Origin of the sequence: Rhodococcus sp. ABRD24 (genome assembly GCF_004328705.1) — a bacterium.
Lineage (GTDB): Bacteria > Actinomycetota > Actinomycetes > Mycobacteriales > Mycobacteriaceae > Prescottella.
Genome location: NZ_CP035319.1, coordinates 1,472,373 through 1,488,158, shown reverse-complemented (window position 1 = coordinate 1,488,158; position 15,786 = coordinate 1,472,373). Strand labels below are relative to the sequence as shown.

General features: G+C 63.8%; 18 protein-coding genes and 4 tRNA genes. 21 read left to right on the top strand and 1 reads right to left on the bottom strand.

The window, feature by feature from the left end:
- The first annotated feature begins 4 nt into the window (after window positions 1–4).
- Window positions 5–907 (top strand): zinc metalloprotease HtpX, encoded by a 903-nt coding sequence (gene htpX / locus ERC79_RS06575; RefSeq protein WP_131576764.1) that lies wholly within the window; start codon window positions 5–7, stop codon window positions 905–907.
- Window positions 908–1,000: 93 nt separating this feature from the next.
- On the opposite strand, the gene ERC79_RS06570 is transcribed toward htpX, so the two are convergent.
- On the bottom strand, window positions 1,001–1,492 hold the full coding sequence (locus ERC79_RS06570; RefSeq protein ID WP_131576762.1) for a YajQ family cyclic di-GMP-binding protein: 492 nt from the start codon (window positions 1,490–1,492) through the stop codon (window positions 1,001–1,003).
- A 166-nt stretch (window positions 1,493–1,658) separates the two neighbouring features.
- Between ERC79_RS06570 and ERC79_RS06565 the strand changes: the two genes are divergently transcribed.
- The 20 genes from ERC79_RS06565 (at window position 1,659) to ERC79_RS06470 (ending at window position 15,775) form a co-directional block, all read left to right on the top strand.
- Window positions 1,659–1,741, top strand: a tRNA-Tyr gene (locus tag ERC79_RS06565).
- 441 nt (window positions 1,742–2,182) lie between these two features.
- Window positions 2,183–2,255: transfer RNA gene (locus ERC79_RS06560), tRNA-Thr, on the top strand.
- A 45-nt stretch (window positions 2,256–2,300) separates the two neighbouring features.
- Window positions 2,301–2,373, top strand: a tRNA-Met gene (locus tag ERC79_RS06555).
- A gap of 62 nt (window positions 2,374–2,435) precedes the next feature.
- Entirely contained in the window at window positions 2,436–2,603 is a 168-nt protein-coding gene (rpmG, locus tag ERC79_RS06550) for a 50S ribosomal protein L33 (protein ID WP_031937658.1), read from the top strand.
- Between the two features lie 126 nt (window positions 2,604–2,729).
- On the top strand, window positions 2,730–3,245 hold the full coding sequence (gene hadA, locus ERC79_RS06545; protein WP_131580805.1) for a (3R)-hydroxyacyl-ACP dehydratase subunit HadA: 516 nt from the start codon (window positions 2,730–2,732) through the stop codon (window positions 3,243–3,245).
- Window positions 3,232–3,657, top strand: coding sequence for a (3R)-hydroxyacyl-ACP dehydratase subunit HadB (gene hadB, locus ERC79_RS06540; protein ID WP_131576761.1), 426 nt, complete (start codon window positions 3,232–3,234; stop codon window positions 3,655–3,657). Before hadA ends, hadB begins: the two co-directional genes overlap by 14 nt.
- A gap of 162 nt (window positions 3,658–3,819) precedes the next feature.
- Window positions 3,820–3,892 (top strand) — tRNA-Trp (locus ERC79_RS06535).
- Window positions 3,893–3,925: 33 nt separating this feature from the next.
- Window positions 3,926–4,447 carry a preprotein translocase subunit SecE gene (gene secE / locus ERC79_RS23350; protein ID WP_165497045.1) on the top strand — a complete coding sequence of 174 codons (522 nt, stop codon included), beginning with the start codon at window positions 3,926–3,928 and terminating at the stop codon, window positions 4,445–4,447.
- A 59-nt stretch (window positions 4,448–4,506) separates the two neighbouring features.
- Window positions 4,507–5,307, top strand: coding sequence for a transcription termination/antitermination protein NusG (gene nusG / locus ERC79_RS06525; protein ID WP_131576759.1), 801 nt, complete (start codon window positions 4,507–4,509; stop codon window positions 5,305–5,307).
- A gap of 79 nt (window positions 5,308–5,386) precedes the next feature.
- Entirely contained in the window at window positions 5,387–5,821 is a 435-nt protein-coding gene (gene rplK, locus ERC79_RS06520) for a 50S ribosomal protein L11 (protein WP_131576757.1), read from the top strand.
- Window positions 5,822–5,945: 124 nt separating this feature from the next.
- A complete protein-coding gene (gene rplA / locus ERC79_RS06515; protein ID WP_131576756.1) occupies window positions 5,946–6,659 on the top strand; it encodes a 50S ribosomal protein L1 in 714 nt (237 codons plus the stop codon).
- A gap of 489 nt (window positions 6,660–7,148) precedes the next feature.
- Window positions 7,149–7,706 (top strand): 50S ribosomal protein L10, encoded by a 558-nt coding sequence (gene rplJ / locus ERC79_RS06510; protein WP_131576755.1) that lies wholly within the window; start codon window positions 7,149–7,151, stop codon window positions 7,704–7,706.
- A gap of 89 nt (window positions 7,707–7,795) precedes the next feature.
- Entirely contained in the window at window positions 7,796–8,179 is a 384-nt protein-coding gene (rplL, locus tag ERC79_RS06505; RefSeq protein ID WP_131576753.1) for a 50S ribosomal protein L7/L12, read from the top strand.
- A gap of 231 nt (window positions 8,180–8,410) precedes the next feature.
- The gene (locus ERC79_RS06500) at window positions 8,411–9,454 is read left to right on the top strand and encodes an ATP-binding cassette domain-containing protein (protein ID WP_278249733.1); all 1,044 of its coding nucleotides are present in this window, start codon (window positions 8,411–8,413) and stop codon (window positions 9,452–9,454) included.
- Window positions 9,455–9,466: 12 nt separating this feature from the next.
- Window positions 9,467–10,261 carry an ABC transporter permease gene (locus ERC79_RS06495; RefSeq protein WP_131576752.1) on the top strand — a complete coding sequence of 265 codons (795 nt, stop codon included), beginning with the start codon at window positions 9,467–9,469 and terminating at the stop codon, window positions 10,259–10,261.
- A 4-nt stretch (window positions 10,262–10,265) separates the two neighbouring features.
- The gene (locus ERC79_RS06490; protein ID WP_131576750.1) at window positions 10,266–11,126 is read left to right on the top strand and encodes an ABC transporter permease; all 861 of its coding nucleotides are present in this window, start codon (window positions 10,266–10,268) and stop codon (window positions 11,124–11,126) included.
- Complete coding sequence (locus ERC79_RS06485; protein ID WP_131576749.1) at window positions 11,123–12,460, top strand: MCE family protein; 1,338 nt, start codon at window positions 11,123–11,125, stop codon at window positions 12,458–12,460. The genes ERC79_RS06490 and ERC79_RS06485 overlap by 4 nt, the downstream gene beginning before the upstream one ends.
- Window positions 12,461–12,468: 8 nt before the next feature.
- Window positions 12,469–13,542 carry an MCE family protein gene (locus ERC79_RS06480; protein WP_131580798.1) on the top strand — a complete coding sequence of 358 codons (1,074 nt, stop codon included), beginning with the start codon at window positions 12,469–12,471 and terminating at the stop codon, window positions 13,540–13,542.
- On the top strand, window positions 13,539–14,534 hold the full coding sequence (locus ERC79_RS06475; protein ID WP_131576747.1) for an MCE family protein: 996 nt from the start codon (window positions 13,539–13,541) through the stop codon (window positions 14,532–14,534). Before ERC79_RS06480 ends, ERC79_RS06475 begins: the two co-directional genes overlap by 4 nt.
- A gap of 2 nt (window positions 14,535–14,536) precedes the next feature.
- Entirely contained in the window at window positions 14,537–15,775 is a 1,239-nt protein-coding gene (locus ERC79_RS06470) for an MCE family protein (protein WP_131576745.1), read from the top strand.
- Window positions 15,776–15,786: the final 11 nt, after the last annotated feature.

The window sequence follows — 15,786 nt, the reverse complement described above, 5'->3', positions numbered from 1 at the left end:
AGTCGTGCACGGTTACGCAAACGGTGCCAAGACGTTCGGTCTGCTGGTTGGAATGTCGGCGCTGATCATCTTCATCGGCTCGTTGTTCCAGAATCGGAACATCCTGATCTTCTCGATCCTGCTAGCCGTGGGCACCAATGCATATGCGTACTTCAACAGCGACAAGCTGGCGCTGCGGGCTATGCACGCGCAGCCCATCACCGAGGTTCAGGCCCCGGTCATCTACAAGATCGTGCGGGAGCTCGCAACGGCTGCTCATCAGCCGATGCCGCGGCTGTACATCAGCCCCACAGCGGCCCCCAACGCCTTTGCCACGGGACGCAATCCGCGTCACGCCGCCGTCTGCTGCACCAGCGGCATCCTCGACATCCTGGATGAGCGGGAGCTGCGTGCAGTGCTCGGGCACGAGCTCTCCCATGTCTACAACCGCGACATTCTGATCTCATCGGTGGCAGGTGCGATGGCGGCCGTCATCTCCGGCCTGGCGAACATGGCGCTCTTCGCGAACATGTTCGGTGGCCGGGGCGGGCAGGGCGCCAACCCGCTTGCGCTGCTGCTGGTGTCATTGCTGGGCCCCATCGCGGCGACCGTCGTCAAGCTCGCGGTGTCCCGCTCGCGCGAGTACCAGGCGGACCAGTCGGGGGCGGAGCTCACCGGCGACCCACTGGCCCTGGCGTCGGCGCTGCGCAAGCTCGAGCGTGGCACCCAGGCGGCGCCGCTACCGCCGGAGCCGAAGATCGCGGCGCAGTCGCACATGATGATCGCGAACCCGTTCCGGGCCGGCGACAAGATGAGCCGGATGTTCTCCACACATCCGCCGATGGCCGACCGGATTGCCCGTCTGGAGAAAATGGCCGGCGGCGGCCCGTCCGACGGCGGTCTGCCGCCCACCTATCGAGAGTTCTGAGCCGACGCTGCCGGCCGCAGACCGCACACCTTCCGGGTAATCGGATGGTGTGCGGCCGGTGCGACGTACGGTGCGAGTCCGGACACCGATCGATCAGCGGTAGTTCACGAACTGCAGGGCGATTCCGAAATCCTCCCCCTTGAGCAACGAGATCACGGCCTGCAGGTCGTCCCGCTTCTTGCTGCTCACGCGCAGCTCCTCGCCCTGGATCTGGGCCTTGACGCCCTTGGGGCCCTCATCGCGGATCTTCTTCGAGATCTTCTTCGCGTTCTCGCTGCTGATGCCCTGGACCAGCGAACCGCTGAGCTTGTAGATCTTGCCGGACTGCGCGGGCTCGCCGGCGTCGAACGCCTTGAGCGAGATGTCGCGACGGATCAGCTTTTCCTTGAACACGTCGAGCGCGGCCTTGAGGCGCTCCTCGGTGTCGGCGGTCAGGGTGATGGTTTCCTCGCCGGACCACTCGATGCTCGCACCGGTGTTGCGGAAGTCGAACCGAGTCACCAGTTCCTTCGCGGCCTGATGCAGAGCGTTGTCCACTTCCTGCCGATCGACTTTGCTCACCACATCGAAGGACGAATCAGCCACTGCACACTCCCAAATTTCATCGCGGTCAACCCACTCACACAGCGGTGGGTGTCACTGACGCTATCGGTTCGCAACCGCCTGTATCCACCCGGTTTGCATATCGGGGGGTGGGTCGTTGTATTCTTCGATACGCATCGGAGCGAGTAACAAACTCTGCTTGCAGCCAGGCAGGTTGCCCGAGCGGCCAATGGGAGCGGACTGTAAATCCGTCGGCTTATGCCTACGTAGGTTCGAATCCTACACCTGCCACACAAGTTCAGCCCCGACCCTGAATGGGTCGGGGCTGAACTGTTTTCCGGGTCCCTGTGGGGACCGTAGTGATCCCGCCACACATCGACACTGTGTGATTTGCGCGGGGTGGTCTGCGCCAGTGGGTCTGCACCTGATCGATACGAACGAAACGTCCGCGCGAGACTGCAGCGTCCGGGAGCCCGCGCATGGCGGGCCGGGCGGAGTCGTCGACGGCCTCGCGTTCCGATTCGGGTGCGGCGACGCGGCAGCGTTCGCCGCGGTTGCCGAGGCTGATGCGCAGGAGCGGAGCCTGCTGTCCGTGAGGCATCCGATCGTGGGAACGCAAGTGCTCTGGGCGACCTTCGATTTACCTGGCCTGAGCTGCCAATTTGGTGGTGAAGCGAAGGTCTGTGTAATCTTCTGGAGGCTTAAGCGCGCAGAGATGCGCCGGACAGCCACGCCCCCTTAGCTCAGTCGGCAGAGCGTTTCCATGGTAAGGAAAAGGTCGACGGTTCGATTCCGTCAGGGGGCTCGCTGGATTGTGGTGCCGCAGTATTCGCGCGACACTCGACACCGAGGCGGTGTAGCTCAGTTGGTAGAGCAAACGACTCATAATCGTTGCGTCGCCGGTTCAAGTCCGGTCACCGCTACACAAGATGAATGATCCACCCTGATCGTCTCCTGATCAGATTCAAGCGAAAGAAGGCGTCCAGTGGCCTCCTCGACTGACGTACGGCCCAAGATCACTTTGGCCTGCGAGGTATGCAAGCACCGTAACTACATCACCAAGAAGAACCGCCGCAACGATCCCGATCGTCTCGAGCTGAAGAAGTTCTGCCCGAACTGCGGCACCCATCAGGCGCATCGCGAGTCCAAGTAAGTTCTTCTTCTCGGAGTCGACGCTCGCGCGTTAGGTTCACTGTCTCCACTGCCCTAACGATGTCGCGTCTACAGGGCAGGTAGGTGTTTTGCTGTGACAGAGACGGTCGTGAGAGAGCCTGAGGTGATGTTCGACCCCGCCGCACACGCGGCAGCGATGGTCGGGCACCACTATCGAGTCACCGACTTCTACGAGATCGGCCGGGAAAAGGTCCGCGAGTACGCACGCGCGGTACTCGATGACCATCCTGCCCATCACGACGAAGATGCGGCGAAGGTCCTCGGTTACGACGGTCTGCTCGCACCACTCACCTTCGTCTCGATCGTCGGCATGCTCGCGCAGCGCAAGCTGTTCGAGGAGATCGTCACGGGTTACGACCTCAGTCAGATCATGCAGACCGACCAGCGCTTGGTGTTCCACAGGCCGCTGCAGGCCGGCGATCGGCTGATCTGCGATGTGTTCTTGGAATCGTTCCGCCAGGTCGCGGGCAGTGACATCATCGTGACCAAGAATGTCATCTCCGATGTGAACGGCGAACTGGTGCAGACCACCTGGACCACGCTCGTCGCGCGCTCCGGCGGTGAAGTCGACGAGAACATCGCGCACGCTGTCAAGGATGTGATGATGCATGTCGCTCCGTAGGTTCGAGGACGTCGCTGTCGGCGACGAACTGCCCGAGCGCGTCGTCACCCTGACTCGGGGTAACCTCGTCAACTACGCTGGGGTTTCGGGTGATCCCAACCCGATCCATTGGAGCGACCATGTCGCCCGGCTGGCAGGTCTGCCGGATGTCGTGGCACACGGGATGCTCACGATGGGCCTTGGCGGCGGATTCGTCTCGTCGTGGCTGGGAGATCCGGGCGCAGTGACCGAGTACAATGTTCGGTTCACCAGCCCGGTGTACGTGGCGGCCGACAAGGCTGCCGAAGTGGAGTTCACTGGCAAGGTGAAGTCGGTGGACTCCGACAGCAAGACTGCAGTAGTCGCAATCGTGGCTCGTTCGGAGGGTCGTAAGATCTTCGGTCGGGCCACTGCAACGGTCCGTTTGGCCTGAGTGCCGGGCGGATTGGGTTTGTTCCGGGTCATTGAAGTACACTGAGATTTCTGGGGTTACTCAGGCGCTGCGCGCTGCCCTACGGTGCTGGTAAAGGCCGCGGAGGGTAGCGCGCATGTCATGTAATCGCAGATGGGTCGACCTGCTCAATCGGTCGTCCAAAGGGGCGTAGCTCAACTGGCAGAGCAGCGGTCTCCAAAACCGCAGGTTGCAGGTTCAAGTCCTGTCGCCCCTGCACCCGGATGGCCAGCGACTGAGAGGAACGACGGTGAGCGAGGAGCGCGGTAAGCGCGACGGCAGCACTCCCGAGTCTGCGGACTTCGGCCCTGTCGACGATTCAGCCGACGCGAACTCACGCGCCGACGCCTCCGCTGACGAGGCCGTAACCGGTCAGTCCGCAGCCGACGAGAGGGCCGCCACTGCGGCCCCGTCGGGCAAGCCGAGTGGCAAGCGCTCCGCGCGCCGCGCCGGCGCTGGCGAACCCATGGTCGCCGCATCCTCCGCCAAGTCTGCGGAGTCGAAGGTCGCCGTCAAGTCAGCGGCAAAGCCGGCCAAGGATTCGTCCAAGAGCGCCCGCAAGGCAGACAAGCCAGCCAAGCCGAACATCTTCAAGCGGCTTCGCCGCTTCCTGCGCGAAGTGATTGCCGAGCTCCGTAAGGTCATCTGGCCCAATCGCAAGCAGATGATCACCTACACCAGCGTGGTGCTCGTGTTCGTCGCCTTCATGGTGACGTTCATCAGCCTTCTCGACCTTGGATTCATCAAGGGCGTCACCTGGCTGTTCGGCTAACCGGGCGCGCCCGTCGGCGTTCCCGAACGATGTGATTGACGAGAGGAAGAGTGCCTCCAGTGAGCACCCCCGAGAACGACTCTGACAAGGCTATGGCCGAGGAGCGTGTTTCGGCCGAGGCGGTATCCGAAGACGGTGTGTCTGCCGACGTGGCGGTCGAGGACGCCGTCGACGCTACCGGCGAACAGGCCGAGGACGGTGCCGTGACGGAGGAGGCTCCCGAGGTCACCGAGGAAGCCGTCGATCCTGTTGCCGAGATGAAGGCGGCGCTACGGCGCGCACCCGGTGACTGGTACGTCATTCACTCCTACGCCGGGTACGAGAACAAGGTGAAGGCCAACCTCGAGACCCGCGTCCAGAACCTCGACGTCGGTGACTACATCTTCCAGGTGGAGGTTCCCACCGAAGAGGTCACCGAGATCAAGAACGGCCAGCGCAAGCAGGTCAATCGCAAGATTCTTCCCGGCTACATCCTCGTGCGTATGGAGCTCAACGACGAGTCGTGGGGCGCGGTGCGAAACACCCCCGGTGTCACCGGATTCGTCGGCGCCACGTCGCGCCCGTCGCCGTTGTCGCTCAACGAGGTCGTCAAGTTCCTCATGCCGCAGCAAGGGCAGAAGAAGCCAGCGACCGCGGCAGCAACCTCGGGCGACTCGGCCGGCGAGACCGCAGCCAAGCCGGTTATCGAGGTCGACTTCGAGGTCGGCGAGTCGGTCACCGTCATGGACGGCCCGTTCGCCACCTTGCCGGCGAGCATCAGCGAGGTCAATGCCGAGCAGCAGAAGCTCAAGGTTCTCGTCTCGATCTTCGGACGTGAGACCCCAGTGGAGCTGTCCTTCAATCAGGTCGCGAAGATCTAGAGCGGTCTCGTCAGAGACGCGCCCCTACACTTGCACGCAGTTCGCAAGAAACACACCCAGTAAGAAACAAGGAACGAAGATGCCCCCCAAGAAGAAGAAGCTCGCCGGGCTCATCAAGCTTCAGATCCAGGCTGGTCAGGCGAACCCTGCCCCGCCCGTGGGTCCCGCGCTCGGTCAGCACGGCGTGAACATCATGGAGTTCTGCAAGGCTTACAACGCGGCGACTGAGTCCCAGCGCGGCAACGTCATCCCTGTCGAGATCTCCGTCTACGAAGACCGGTCCTTCGACTTCAAGTTGAAGACTCCTCCGGCTGCCAAGCTGCTGCTCAAGGCTGCTGGTGTGCAGAAGGGCTCCGGCGAGCCGCACAAGACCAAGGTCGCGTCCGTGACCATGGATCAGCTGCGCGAGATCGCCAAGACCAAGCAGGAAGACCTCAACGCGAACGACATCGACGCGGCCGCGAAGATCATCGCCGGCACTGCGCGTTCGATGGGCATCACCGTCGAGGGCTGAGTGCAGCGGAAGCTCGCACTGGACAGCGGGTTTTTCATCCGTGGGAGGGCCGGCCAGGCCCGCAACCACAACTGAACCATTCATCCGGGTCGAACGCCCAGGGTGAGAAGTAAGGACAGAAGAAATGGCAAAGCGCAGCAAGGCGTACCTCGCCGCCGCTGAGAAGATCGACGCGGACACGCTCTACAGCCCCTTGCAGGCTGCGAAGCTGGCCAAGGAGACCTCGTCGAGCAAGATGGACGCGACCGTCGAGGTTGCCGTCCGTCTGGGCGTCGACCCCCGCAAGGCGGACCAGATGGTTCGTGGCACGGTCAACCTGCCGCACGGCACAGGTAAGACCGCCCGCGTCGTCGTCTTCGCCGTTGGCGAGAAGGCCGCCGAGGCCGAGGCCGCCGGTGCCGACGCAGTGGGCTCCGAGGACCTGATCGAGCGCATCCAGGGCGGTTGGACCGACTTCGACGCCGCGATCGCCACCCCTGACCAGATGGCCAAGGTCGGCCGCATCGCCCGTGTCCTCGGACCGCGTGGCCTGATGCCGAACCCGAAGACCGGCACGGTCACCCCCGATGTCGCGAAGGCTGTCGCGGACATCAAGGGCGGCAAGATCAACTTCCGCGTCGACAAGCAGGCGAACCTGCACTTCGTGATCGGCAAGGCCTCGTTCGACGAAGCCAAGCTGGTCGAGAACTACGGTGCGGCACTGGACGAGATCCTGCGTGCGAAGCCGTCGTCGGCCAAGGGCCGCTACGTCAAGAAGGTCACGGTTTCGACCACCACCGGACCGGGCATCCCGGTGGATCCGAACCGTACCCGCAACCTCCTCGAGGATGGCGAGTAGATCGCGACTTCTCGCGACCCGATAGACATCGAAGGCCGGTGCAGAGATTTTTCTGTGCCGGCCTTCGGCGTCGGCGGGGTGACGGTCGGTCCCGGTGCTCCGAAGTCCTGTGATCCACATCGCGTTCCGGGGCGCGGATGTCGCCGCGACTTGGTGATGTTCCCCGGGCTCGGGTACGCTCCTCGTTGGAGTTCGGTGCTGAATGCGAATTCCACCCCAAATCATGTTCTACCCAAGACCGTTGGTCACCGAGCCCAGCAATGGAGTCGGTTGAAGGTCCGGTGAATGCCGGCGACCCACGCAGGAGGACGAGGTGGGGGACGATTGTCCTGGTTCGATTCCGGTCGAGTGGACTGATCTCCTCGTGTACGCCCCGTGTGCCCTGCACCGGGGCGTTTTGCATTTCGCGGGCCGGCTTCCCAGGGTTCGATCCCAGGTGAGTGCGGCGGTTCGAAGTGGGATAACGACTGTCACGAGAGGAGGCGAAGTATGGCAAAGCCTGAGAAGGTTTCCGCAGTTACGGAAATCACCGAGCAGTTCAAGGATTCGACCGCCGCCGTGATCACGGAATACCGTGGTCTGTCGGTCACGAGTCTGACGCAGCTGCGACGCGCTCTCGGAGAGGGTGCCACCTACTCCGTCGCCAAGAACACCCTGGTCAAGCGCGCCGCTGCTGAGGCGGGCGTCGAGGGTCTTGACGATCTGTTCGTCGGTCCGACCGCCATTGCATTCATCAAGGGCGAGCCGGTCGACGCTGCGAAGGCCATCAAGGCCTTCGCGAAGGACAACAAGGCACTCGTCATCAAGGGCGGCTACATGGACGGCGCTGCGCTGTCCTTGGATCAGGTCAACCGGATCGCGGACCTCGAGTCCCGCGAGGTCCTGTTGGCCAAGCTGGCCGGCGCTATGAAGGGCAACTTGGCAAAGGCCGCTGGCCTGTTCAATGCTCCCGCGTCGCAGATGGCCCGTCTGGCCGCTGCGCTGCAGGAGAAGAAGGCTGCGGAGGGTGGGGCCGTCGAGGCTCCCGCCGACGCCGCTGCCGAATAGCTGATCCGCACCCCGCGCATCACTCTCATCACCACTCGTCCGGGTCGCGGATCGGCGACACAGGGACATAACAGGAAGGATCGCCCATCATGGCGAAGCTCACCACCGAAGAGTTGCTGGACCAGTTCAAGGAGCTCACCCTGCTCGAGCTCTCGGAGTTCGTGAAGGCGTTCGAGGAGACCTTCGAGGTCACCGCCGCTGCTCCGGTTGCCGTTGCCGCTGCCGGCGCCCCGGCTGCCGCTGAGGCTGCTGAGGAGCAGGACGAGTTCGACGTCGTCCTCGAGTCGGCCGGCGACAAGAAGATCCAGGTCATCAAGGTCGTCCGCGAGGTCGTCTCCGGCCTGGGCCTGAAGGAAGCCAAGGATCTCGTCGAGAGCGCTCCGAAGGCGATCCTGGAGAAGGTTGCCAAGGATGCCGCCGAGGCTGCCAAGGAGAAGCTCGAGGCTGCCGGCGCGAAGATCTCCGTCAAGTAAGACGGCTGTTCTCACGCTGCTTCCTCAGTGATGCAGTGAATAGAGGGTCGCTCCGTTGGGAGCGGCCCTCTTTTCTGTTTCGGGGCTGGGAGGCTCGTCGCAATCGCCCCTTTGTGATTCATTTCTTACCCATCGGTAGGAATCACTGTCATGGGTACCACTTCGATGCGATACAGTGACGCAACCCACAGTGGGCCCACGGTGGGAGCGACACGCCTGACGCAGGAGGTATTGGTGGGAGTCGAGGTAGCTGTCGAAGGACTCACGAAGTCTTTCGGCCCTCAGAAGATCTGGCAGGACGTGTCACTCACGCTGCCGGCTGGAGAGGTCAGCGCGCTGCTGGGCCCGTCCGGCACCGGCAAGTCCGTGTTCCTCAAGTCCCTGATCGGTCTGCTCCGGCCCGAAGAGGGCTCGATCATCATCGACGGAACGGACATCCTGCAGTGCTCATCACGTGAGCTCTACGAGATCCGCAAGCTGTTCGGCGTCCTGTTCCAGGACGGCGCGCTGTTCGGCTCGATGAACCTGTACGACAACGTGGCGTTCCCTCTGCGCGAACACACGAAGAAGTCCGAGTCCGAAATCCGCAAGATCGTGATGGAGAAGCTCGATCTCAATGGTTTGGTCGGCGCGGAGGGCAAGCTGCCGGGCGAGATCTCCGGGGGCATGCGCAAGCGCGCCGGTCTGGCGCGTGCGCTGGTGCTCGACCCGCAGATCATTCTGGTCGATGAGCCGGACTCCGGTCTGGATCCGGTGCGCACCACGTACCTCAGCCAGTTGCTGATCGACATCAATGCCCAGATCGACGCCACGATCCTGATCGTCACTCACAACATCAACCTGGCGCGCACGGTGCCCGACAACCTGGGCATGCTGTTCCGCAAGAACCTGGTGATGTTCGGCCCTCGCGAGGTGTTGCTCACCAGTGAAGAGCCCGTCGTCAAGCAGTTCCTCAACGGCAGCAAGATCGGTCCGATCGGGATGTCGGAGGAGAAGGACGACGCTCAGATGGCGCAGGAACAGGCGCTCGTCGACGCCGGCCACCATCACGGCGGCACCGAGGACGTTCGTGGCGTCGTGCCGCAGATGCAGGCCACGCCAGGGCTGCCGGTCCGGCAGGCCGTCGGCCGTCGTCAGGCTCGGGTGCGCGAGATCCTGCACACGCTTCCCTACGAGGCGCAGCAAGGGATCCTCGCAAGCCTGAACGAGGACACGCAGGTCCTTTCCATGTATGACGACGGAGGCCTCGAAGAGTCCACATTCGGGCGCGGATAGGGGATCCAGCGCATGGGGGGCACTCGAACATCGATGATGAAGCCGGTCACGGGGGCGCTGACCCAGGCCGGGAATATCGTTCAACTGTTCGTGGACGTGGTCCGCAGTACCTTCAAGCGGCCGTTCCAGTTCAAGGAGTTCATCGAGCAGGCGTGGTTCATCGCCAGCGTGACGATATTGCCGACCGCGCTGGTCGCGATTCCGTTCGGTGCCGTGGTCTCGCTCCAGACAGGCTCGCTGATCAAACAGCTCGGAGCTGATTCGTTCACCGGTGCCGCCAGTGTCCTCGCGGTGATTCAGCAGGGCAGTCCGATCGTGACTGCGCTACTGATAGCCGGCGCCGCCGGCTCCGCGGTCACCGCCGATCTGGGATCGCGGACGATTCGCGAAGAGATCGACGCGATGAAGGTGCTCGGCATCGATCCGGTCCAACGGCTCGTCGTTCCCCGGGTGTTGGCCATGGTGCTCGTCGCGGTGCTGCTCAACGGGCTCGTGTCGGTTGTCGGTATCGCTGGCGGCTATTTCTTCAACGTCGTCCTCCAGGGCGGGACCCCAGGTGCATACCTGGCGTCCTTCTCTGCGCTCGCACAGTTGCCGGACCTCTATATCGCCGAGGTCAAAGCGGCCATCTTCGGCGTGATCGCCGGCGTGATCGCCGCATACAAGGGGCTCACGCCGAAAGGTGGCCCCAAGGGGGTGGGCGAGGCAGTGAACCAGGCGGTGGTCATCACCTTCCTGATTCTGTTCTTCGCGAACATCATCCTGACCATGGTGTACCTGCAGGTTGTTCCGGCGAAGGGGGCGTGAGCGGATGACGATCGCGAGGGGACGCGGTGACTACGCGCTGATGCGTGCTCGGCGTTGGGCACGAAAGCCCCTGGATGTGCTTGACAACGCGGGCGAGCAGATGTCGTTCTACTCGCGGGCCATCGCATGGACGCCGCGCACGCTGCACCGTTATCGCAAGGAGATGCTGAGGCTGCTCGCCGAGGTCACCTTCGGAACGGGAGCCCTCGCTGTCATCGGCGGCACGATCGGTGTGATCGTGATGATGTCCGGGTTCACCGGCGTCGTCGTCGGCCTGCAGGGCTTCGCTGCTCTCGACCAGATCGGTAGCTCGGTGCTCACGGGCTTCCTCTCCGCGTACGTCAACACCCGGGAGATTGCTCCCATTGTGGCGGCGCTCGCGCTGTCTGCCACGGTCGGCTGTGGTTTCACCGCTCAGCTCGGTGCGATGCGGATCTCGGAGGAGATCGACGCTCTCGAGGTGATGGCGGTGCCGAGTATTCCGTTCCTCGTCACCACCCGGATGATCGCAGGCTTCGTGGCGGTGATCCCGCTGTACATCGTGGGCCTGCTTGCCGCTTACCTCGCGTCGCGCGTGGTGAGCACCGTGTTCAACGGCCAGTCGTCCGGCTCGTACGACCACTACTTCAACTTGTTCCTGCCGCCCGAGGACGTCTTGTGGTCCTTCGGCAAGGTGCTGGTCTTCGCGTTCGTACTGATTCTCATCCACTGCTACTACGGCTTCCATGCTCGCGGTGGCCCGGCCGGGGTGGGCGTCGCTGTCGGGCACGCAGTGCGTACCGCCATCGTCACCATCGCGATCCTGGACTTCTTCCTCAGCCTCGCGATCTGGGGCACGACGACCACAGTGCGGGTGGCCGGATGATCGAGTCGACATCGAAACTCCGGCGTCGTGTGCTGGGAGTGGTGTTCTTCCTGGTCTTGGCATTGTTCCTGGGGGGAACCGTGGCGAGCTACAACAAGGCGTTCACATCGGTCGTGAAGGTGACTCTGGTGACCGACACGGTCGGCAATGCGCTGCCGCGCAACGCCGACGTCAAGGTGCGCGGACTGATTGTCGGTGAGGTACGCAGCGCATCGACGGAGAATGGCCAGGTCACGTCGGTCATGGCAATCGATCCGGACAAGGCAGATCTGATCCCATCGAACGTGACCGCCCGGCTGCTACCGAAGACGTTGTTCGGCGAGCGCTATGTCGACCTCGTCATCCCGGCGAACCCGAGCCCCAACGCGATTGCGGCGGGTGCGACCGTTTATCAGGACAAGAGCGGCAATGCGATCGAGCTCGGGAAGATGCTCGACGGACTGCTACCGCTGCTGCAGGCGATTCCGCCGGAGAGCCTGGCCTCGACACTAGGGGCGCTCTCCCAGGCTGTCGACGGTCGCGGCGAGAAAATCGGGGTCACCCTCGACCAGCTCGACACGATCTTCGCCGGAGTCAACACTCGCATGCCCGACCTGCAGGCGGGGTTGCAGAGCTTCGCGACGTTCACCCAGACGTACTCCGACGCTGCGCCGCAGTTGATCAACGCGCTGGATGACTTGCGCACGACGAATGCCACGGTGGTCCAGGAACGCAAGTCCATCGATGCGCTGATGACGACGGTGACGGCGACGGGGTCGAGCACCGCTGATCTGCTGACCACCAACCGCGACTCACTGATTTCGATCGCCGCCGATTCGCGGGAGGCACTCGAGATCCTCGCGACCTACTCCGGAACCTTCGGCTGCACCTTCGCGAACTTCGCGGAGGTCATGGCGCGATCCGGTGCGATCACCGGCGAGAACTCGCCGAACCCCGGAGCCCGGGCGACGATCGAACTCGTCAACCCGCGCGGGCGCTACCTGCCCAATCAGGACGAGCCGCGGCTCATCGACACTCGTGGGCCGCGCTGCTACGAGCCGCCACCGCTGGGGACCGACATCGGGCAGTACCCGGGTGGTTCCATCCACGACGGGTCCTACCAGCTGCCGACCCGCAATGCCGGCGACCAGAACATCCCCGACGTCGCGATCCCGCAGTTCGCAGCGATGCCCGCGACGGCAACACCGGCGACCTTCGCCGGGTCGCCGATGGAACGGGAGACCTTGGCCGTCGTCTACGGCCAGGCGGCAGGCATCGACCCGGAGGAGGTGCCGTCGTGGACCACCATGATCGGCGCCCCCGCGCTCCGCGGAAAAGAGGTGAGTGTCAAGTGAAGCGACAGCTGCGAGGGGTCGCTGCCCCGCTCATCAAACTGTTGATCTTCGCGGTGGTCACCATTTTCGCGACGGGTGCACTGGCGCTCACGATCGCGAACTCGAGCGCCGGTGGCGGAACCAAGTTCGGTGCGCGGTTCACCGATGTCACCTCACTGAACAAGGGTGACGAGGTTCGTATCGCCGGTGTCCGGGTCGGCCAGGTGACCAAGATCGACATCGCGGACGACCGCGAGGCCCAGGTGGAGTTCTCGCTGACCGACCGCGACTGGCTGCCGGCGAGCACGACCGCCACCATTCGGTTCCGGAACCTCGTCGGACAGCGGTACATCGCGCTCGAACAGGGTGCCGGACAGCAGGGCTTCAAGATGACGGCCGGCGAGACGATCCCGCTGGACCGCACCAAGCCCGCAGTCAATCTGACGACGCTGTTCAACGGCTTCCGGCCGCTGTTCCAGACACTCAGCGCCGACGACGTCAACAAGTTGTCGTACCAGATCATTCAGGTATTCCAGGGGGAGGGCGGCACGGTCGAGGAGTTGGTGGCCAACACCGCGTCGCTGACGAACACTATTGCCGACAAGGACCAGGTGATCGGCGAACTGATCGACAACCTGAACCTGGTACTGGACACGGTGAACAAGCGTGACGAACAGGTCGACCAGTTGATCGTCAACACCGAGCGGCTGGTGACCGGACTGTCGGCGGACCGCGATGTGATCGGTCGGTCGGTGCAATCGCTGTCGGACCTGACGGATGCCACCGCGGACCTGCTGGTGCCCACCCGGCCGTCGATCCAGGGTTCGATCGCGGGTCTCAACACTCTGGCCGGGCACATCAACGAGAGAACCGACGACGTGAACCAGGTCCTCGCGAACCTGCCGGTGAAGATGGAGAAGCTGGGCCGCGCGGGCAGTTACGGTTCCTGGTTCCAGTTCTACCTGTGTGGTATCGACGTGGTCGCGGGTCCCGGTTCGGCGCCCGGCCTGAACTTGCCGACCGGCATGCCGACGATCAACCAGCCGATCTACACGAATGCTGCCCCGCGGTGCTACGCGGACTACGTGGACGGTGAGCGATGACCAGACGACGCAATCCCGCGGTCACCGGCGCCCTCGGCATCCTGGTGATCCTGCTCGCTACGGTCTCGGCATTCTTCCTCGACAGCCTGCCGATCATCGGCGCCGGCAACCGGTACACCGCCGAGTTCACCGAGGCTGCGGGCCTCAAGCCCGGCAACGAGGTTCGAGTTGCCGGTGTGAAGGTCGGCAAGGTGTCCGGCGTCGAACTCGACGGTGACCGGGTACTCGTGAAGTTCCAGACCAAGGACGCATGGATCGGTGATCAGACCACCGCGTCGATCCAGATCAAGACGATCCTGGGGCAGAAGTATCTGGCGCTGGATCCGCGTGGCACCGAGGTCGCGGATCCGAGCGTGCGGATCCCGCTCGAGCGAACTACATCGCCGTATGACGTCATCGACGCCTTCAGCGATGCGGCGACCACGCTGCAGGAGATCGACACGACGCAGCTGGCGTCGAGCTTCGACGTGCTGTCGCAGGCGTTCGCGGGCACCCCGGACGAGATCCGCGGATCGCTCGACGGCGTCACCCGTTTGTCGGAGACCATCGCGAAGCGGGATCAAGAGCTCAAGAAGCTCTTCGATGCGACCAAACAGACGTCTCAGATCCTCGCGGACCGCAACACCGAGTTCGAGAGGGTGCTCGCGAACGGCGGCACCCTGCTCGCGGAGCTCAACACCCGCCAGCAGGCGATCGCCCAGCTGCTCACCAGCACGCAGACGCTGTCCCGGGAACTCACCGGTCTGGTGGCCGACAACGAGGCGCAGATCGGGCCGGCGCTGACGCAGCTGCAGGGTGTGATCGACATCCTCAACGACAACCAGCAGAACGTCAGCAAGTCCCTCGAGCTCGCCGCGCCGTTCTACCGGATCTACGCGAACGTGCTGGGCAACGGCCGGTGGTTCGACTCTGCCGTCACCAACCTGATCCCGCCCGGTCTCCCCGAGATTCCCGGATACCGTGAGCCGCTGCGCACCATGGGGGGTAACTGACGATGAGTGAGGCACGGGCTCGTTCCCGCAGGTGGATTCCGGTCGCGATGGTAGTTGCTTTCGCGGTCGTGGCGGTCGGAGTCCTGTGGTGGGTGTTCCAGAACGCCGGCACCACCAAGATCACCGCGTACTTCGACAAGTCGGTCGGCATCTACGAGGGCTCCGACGTGCGGGTGCTCGGTGTCAAGGTCGGCACCGTGGACTCGGTGGTCCCGCTGGGCGATCAGGTCGAGGTCAAGATGACCGTCGACCGCGGCGTGGACATCCCGGCCGATGCCAAGGCCGCTCAGGTGACGCCGTCGGTGGTCTCGGACCGCTACATCCAGCTGACACCGGCGTACACGGGCGGCGACAAGATGGCGAGCGAGACGACTATTCCGCGCGAGCGTACGGCCACGCCGGTCGAGGTCGATCAGCTGTACGCGAGCGTCACCGAGCTGTCGGAGGCGCTCGGCCCCGACGGCGCCAACAAGGACGGCGCGCTGTCGAATCTCGTCGACACCGCCGCAGCCAATCTCGACGGCAATGGTGACGCGCTCGGCGACACGTTCACGCAGCTGTCCGCGGCGGCGCGGACGCTGTCCGATTCGCGCGCGGACATCTTCGACACCGTCAAGAATCTGCAGGTCTTCGTCAGCGCGCTGGCGGCAAACGACGCACAGGTCCGGCAGTTCAACACCCAGCTCTCCGAGTTCAGCGGCTTCCTCGCGGGGGAGAAGCAGAATCTCGGGGCCGCGCTGAACCAGCTGTCGCTGGCGTTGGGCGATGTCGCCCGGTTCGTCGAGGACAATCGCGAACTGCTCGACGGTAACCTGTCGAGCCTGACATCGGTCACGCAGACCGTCGCAGATCAGCGCGACTCGCTCGCCGAGGCGCTGGTGACGATCCCGCTCGCGATCAGCAACCTGGTCAATACTCACGATGCCGAGTCGGGCACGCTACAGATGCGCGTCGACCTGACGGACCTGCAGGACCCGTACGGTCTGGGCTGCAAGCTCATCGACGTCGCGAAGCTCAAGCCGGGCGACCCGAAGTTCGAAGCGCTCGGTCAGCAGATGAAGCCGCTGATCGACAACTGCAAGGCGATCACCGACCAGATGACTGCCGGAGTGAAGACTCCGACGCTGAACCTGCCGCTCGGGATCCTCAGCGGCGACAATCAGCAGCGCGACGCGGTACCTGGGACGGTTCCCGGCACGCCGTCGCCGCGACTGGGCGGGACACAGGGGGGCACGCCGTGACGAGTAGGCGG

Excerpts from the sequence above, each read along its gene's own strand:
- hadA (WP_131580805.1), top strand. The coding sequence starts at position 2,730 with ATGTTCGACCCCGCCGCACACGCGGCAGCGATGGTCGGGCACCACTAT.
- hadB (WP_131576761.1), top strand. The coding sequence starts at position 3,232 with ATGTCGCTCCGTAGGTTCGAGGACGTCGCTGTCGGCGACGAACTGCCC.
- rplK (WP_131576757.1), top strand. The coding sequence starts at position 5,387 with ATGCCCCCCAAGAAGAAGAAGCTCGCCGGGCTCATCAAGCTTCAGATC.
- rplA (WP_131576756.1), top strand. The coding sequence starts at position 5,946 with ATGGCAAAGCGCAGCAAGGCGTACCTCGCCGCCGCTGAGAAGATCGAC.
- rplJ (WP_131576755.1), top strand. The coding sequence starts at position 7,149 with ATGGCAAAGCCTGAGAAGGTTTCCGCAGTTACGGAAATCACCGAGCAG.
- rplL (WP_131576753.1), top strand. The coding sequence starts at position 7,796 with ATGGCGAAGCTCACCACCGAAGAGTTGCTGGACCAGTTCAAGGAGCTC.
- ERC79_RS06495 (WP_131576752.1), top strand. The coding sequence starts at position 9,467 with ATGGGGGGCACTCGAACATCGATGATGAAGCCGGTCACGGGGGCGCTG.
- ERC79_RS06490 (WP_131576750.1), top strand. The coding sequence starts at position 10,266 with ATGACGATCGCGAGGGGACGCGGTGACTACGCGCTGATGCGTGCTCGG.
- ERC79_RS06485 (WP_131576749.1), top strand. The coding sequence starts at position 11,123 with ATGATCGAGTCGACATCGAAACTCCGGCGTCGTGTGCTGGGAGTGGTG.
- ERC79_RS06475 (WP_131576747.1), top strand. The coding sequence starts at position 13,539 with ATGACCAGACGACGCAATCCCGCGGTCACCGGCGCCCTCGGCATCCTG.
- ERC79_RS06470 (WP_131576745.1), top strand. The coding sequence starts at position 14,537 with ATGAGTGAGGCACGGGCTCGTTCCCGCAGGTGGATTCCGGTCGCGATG.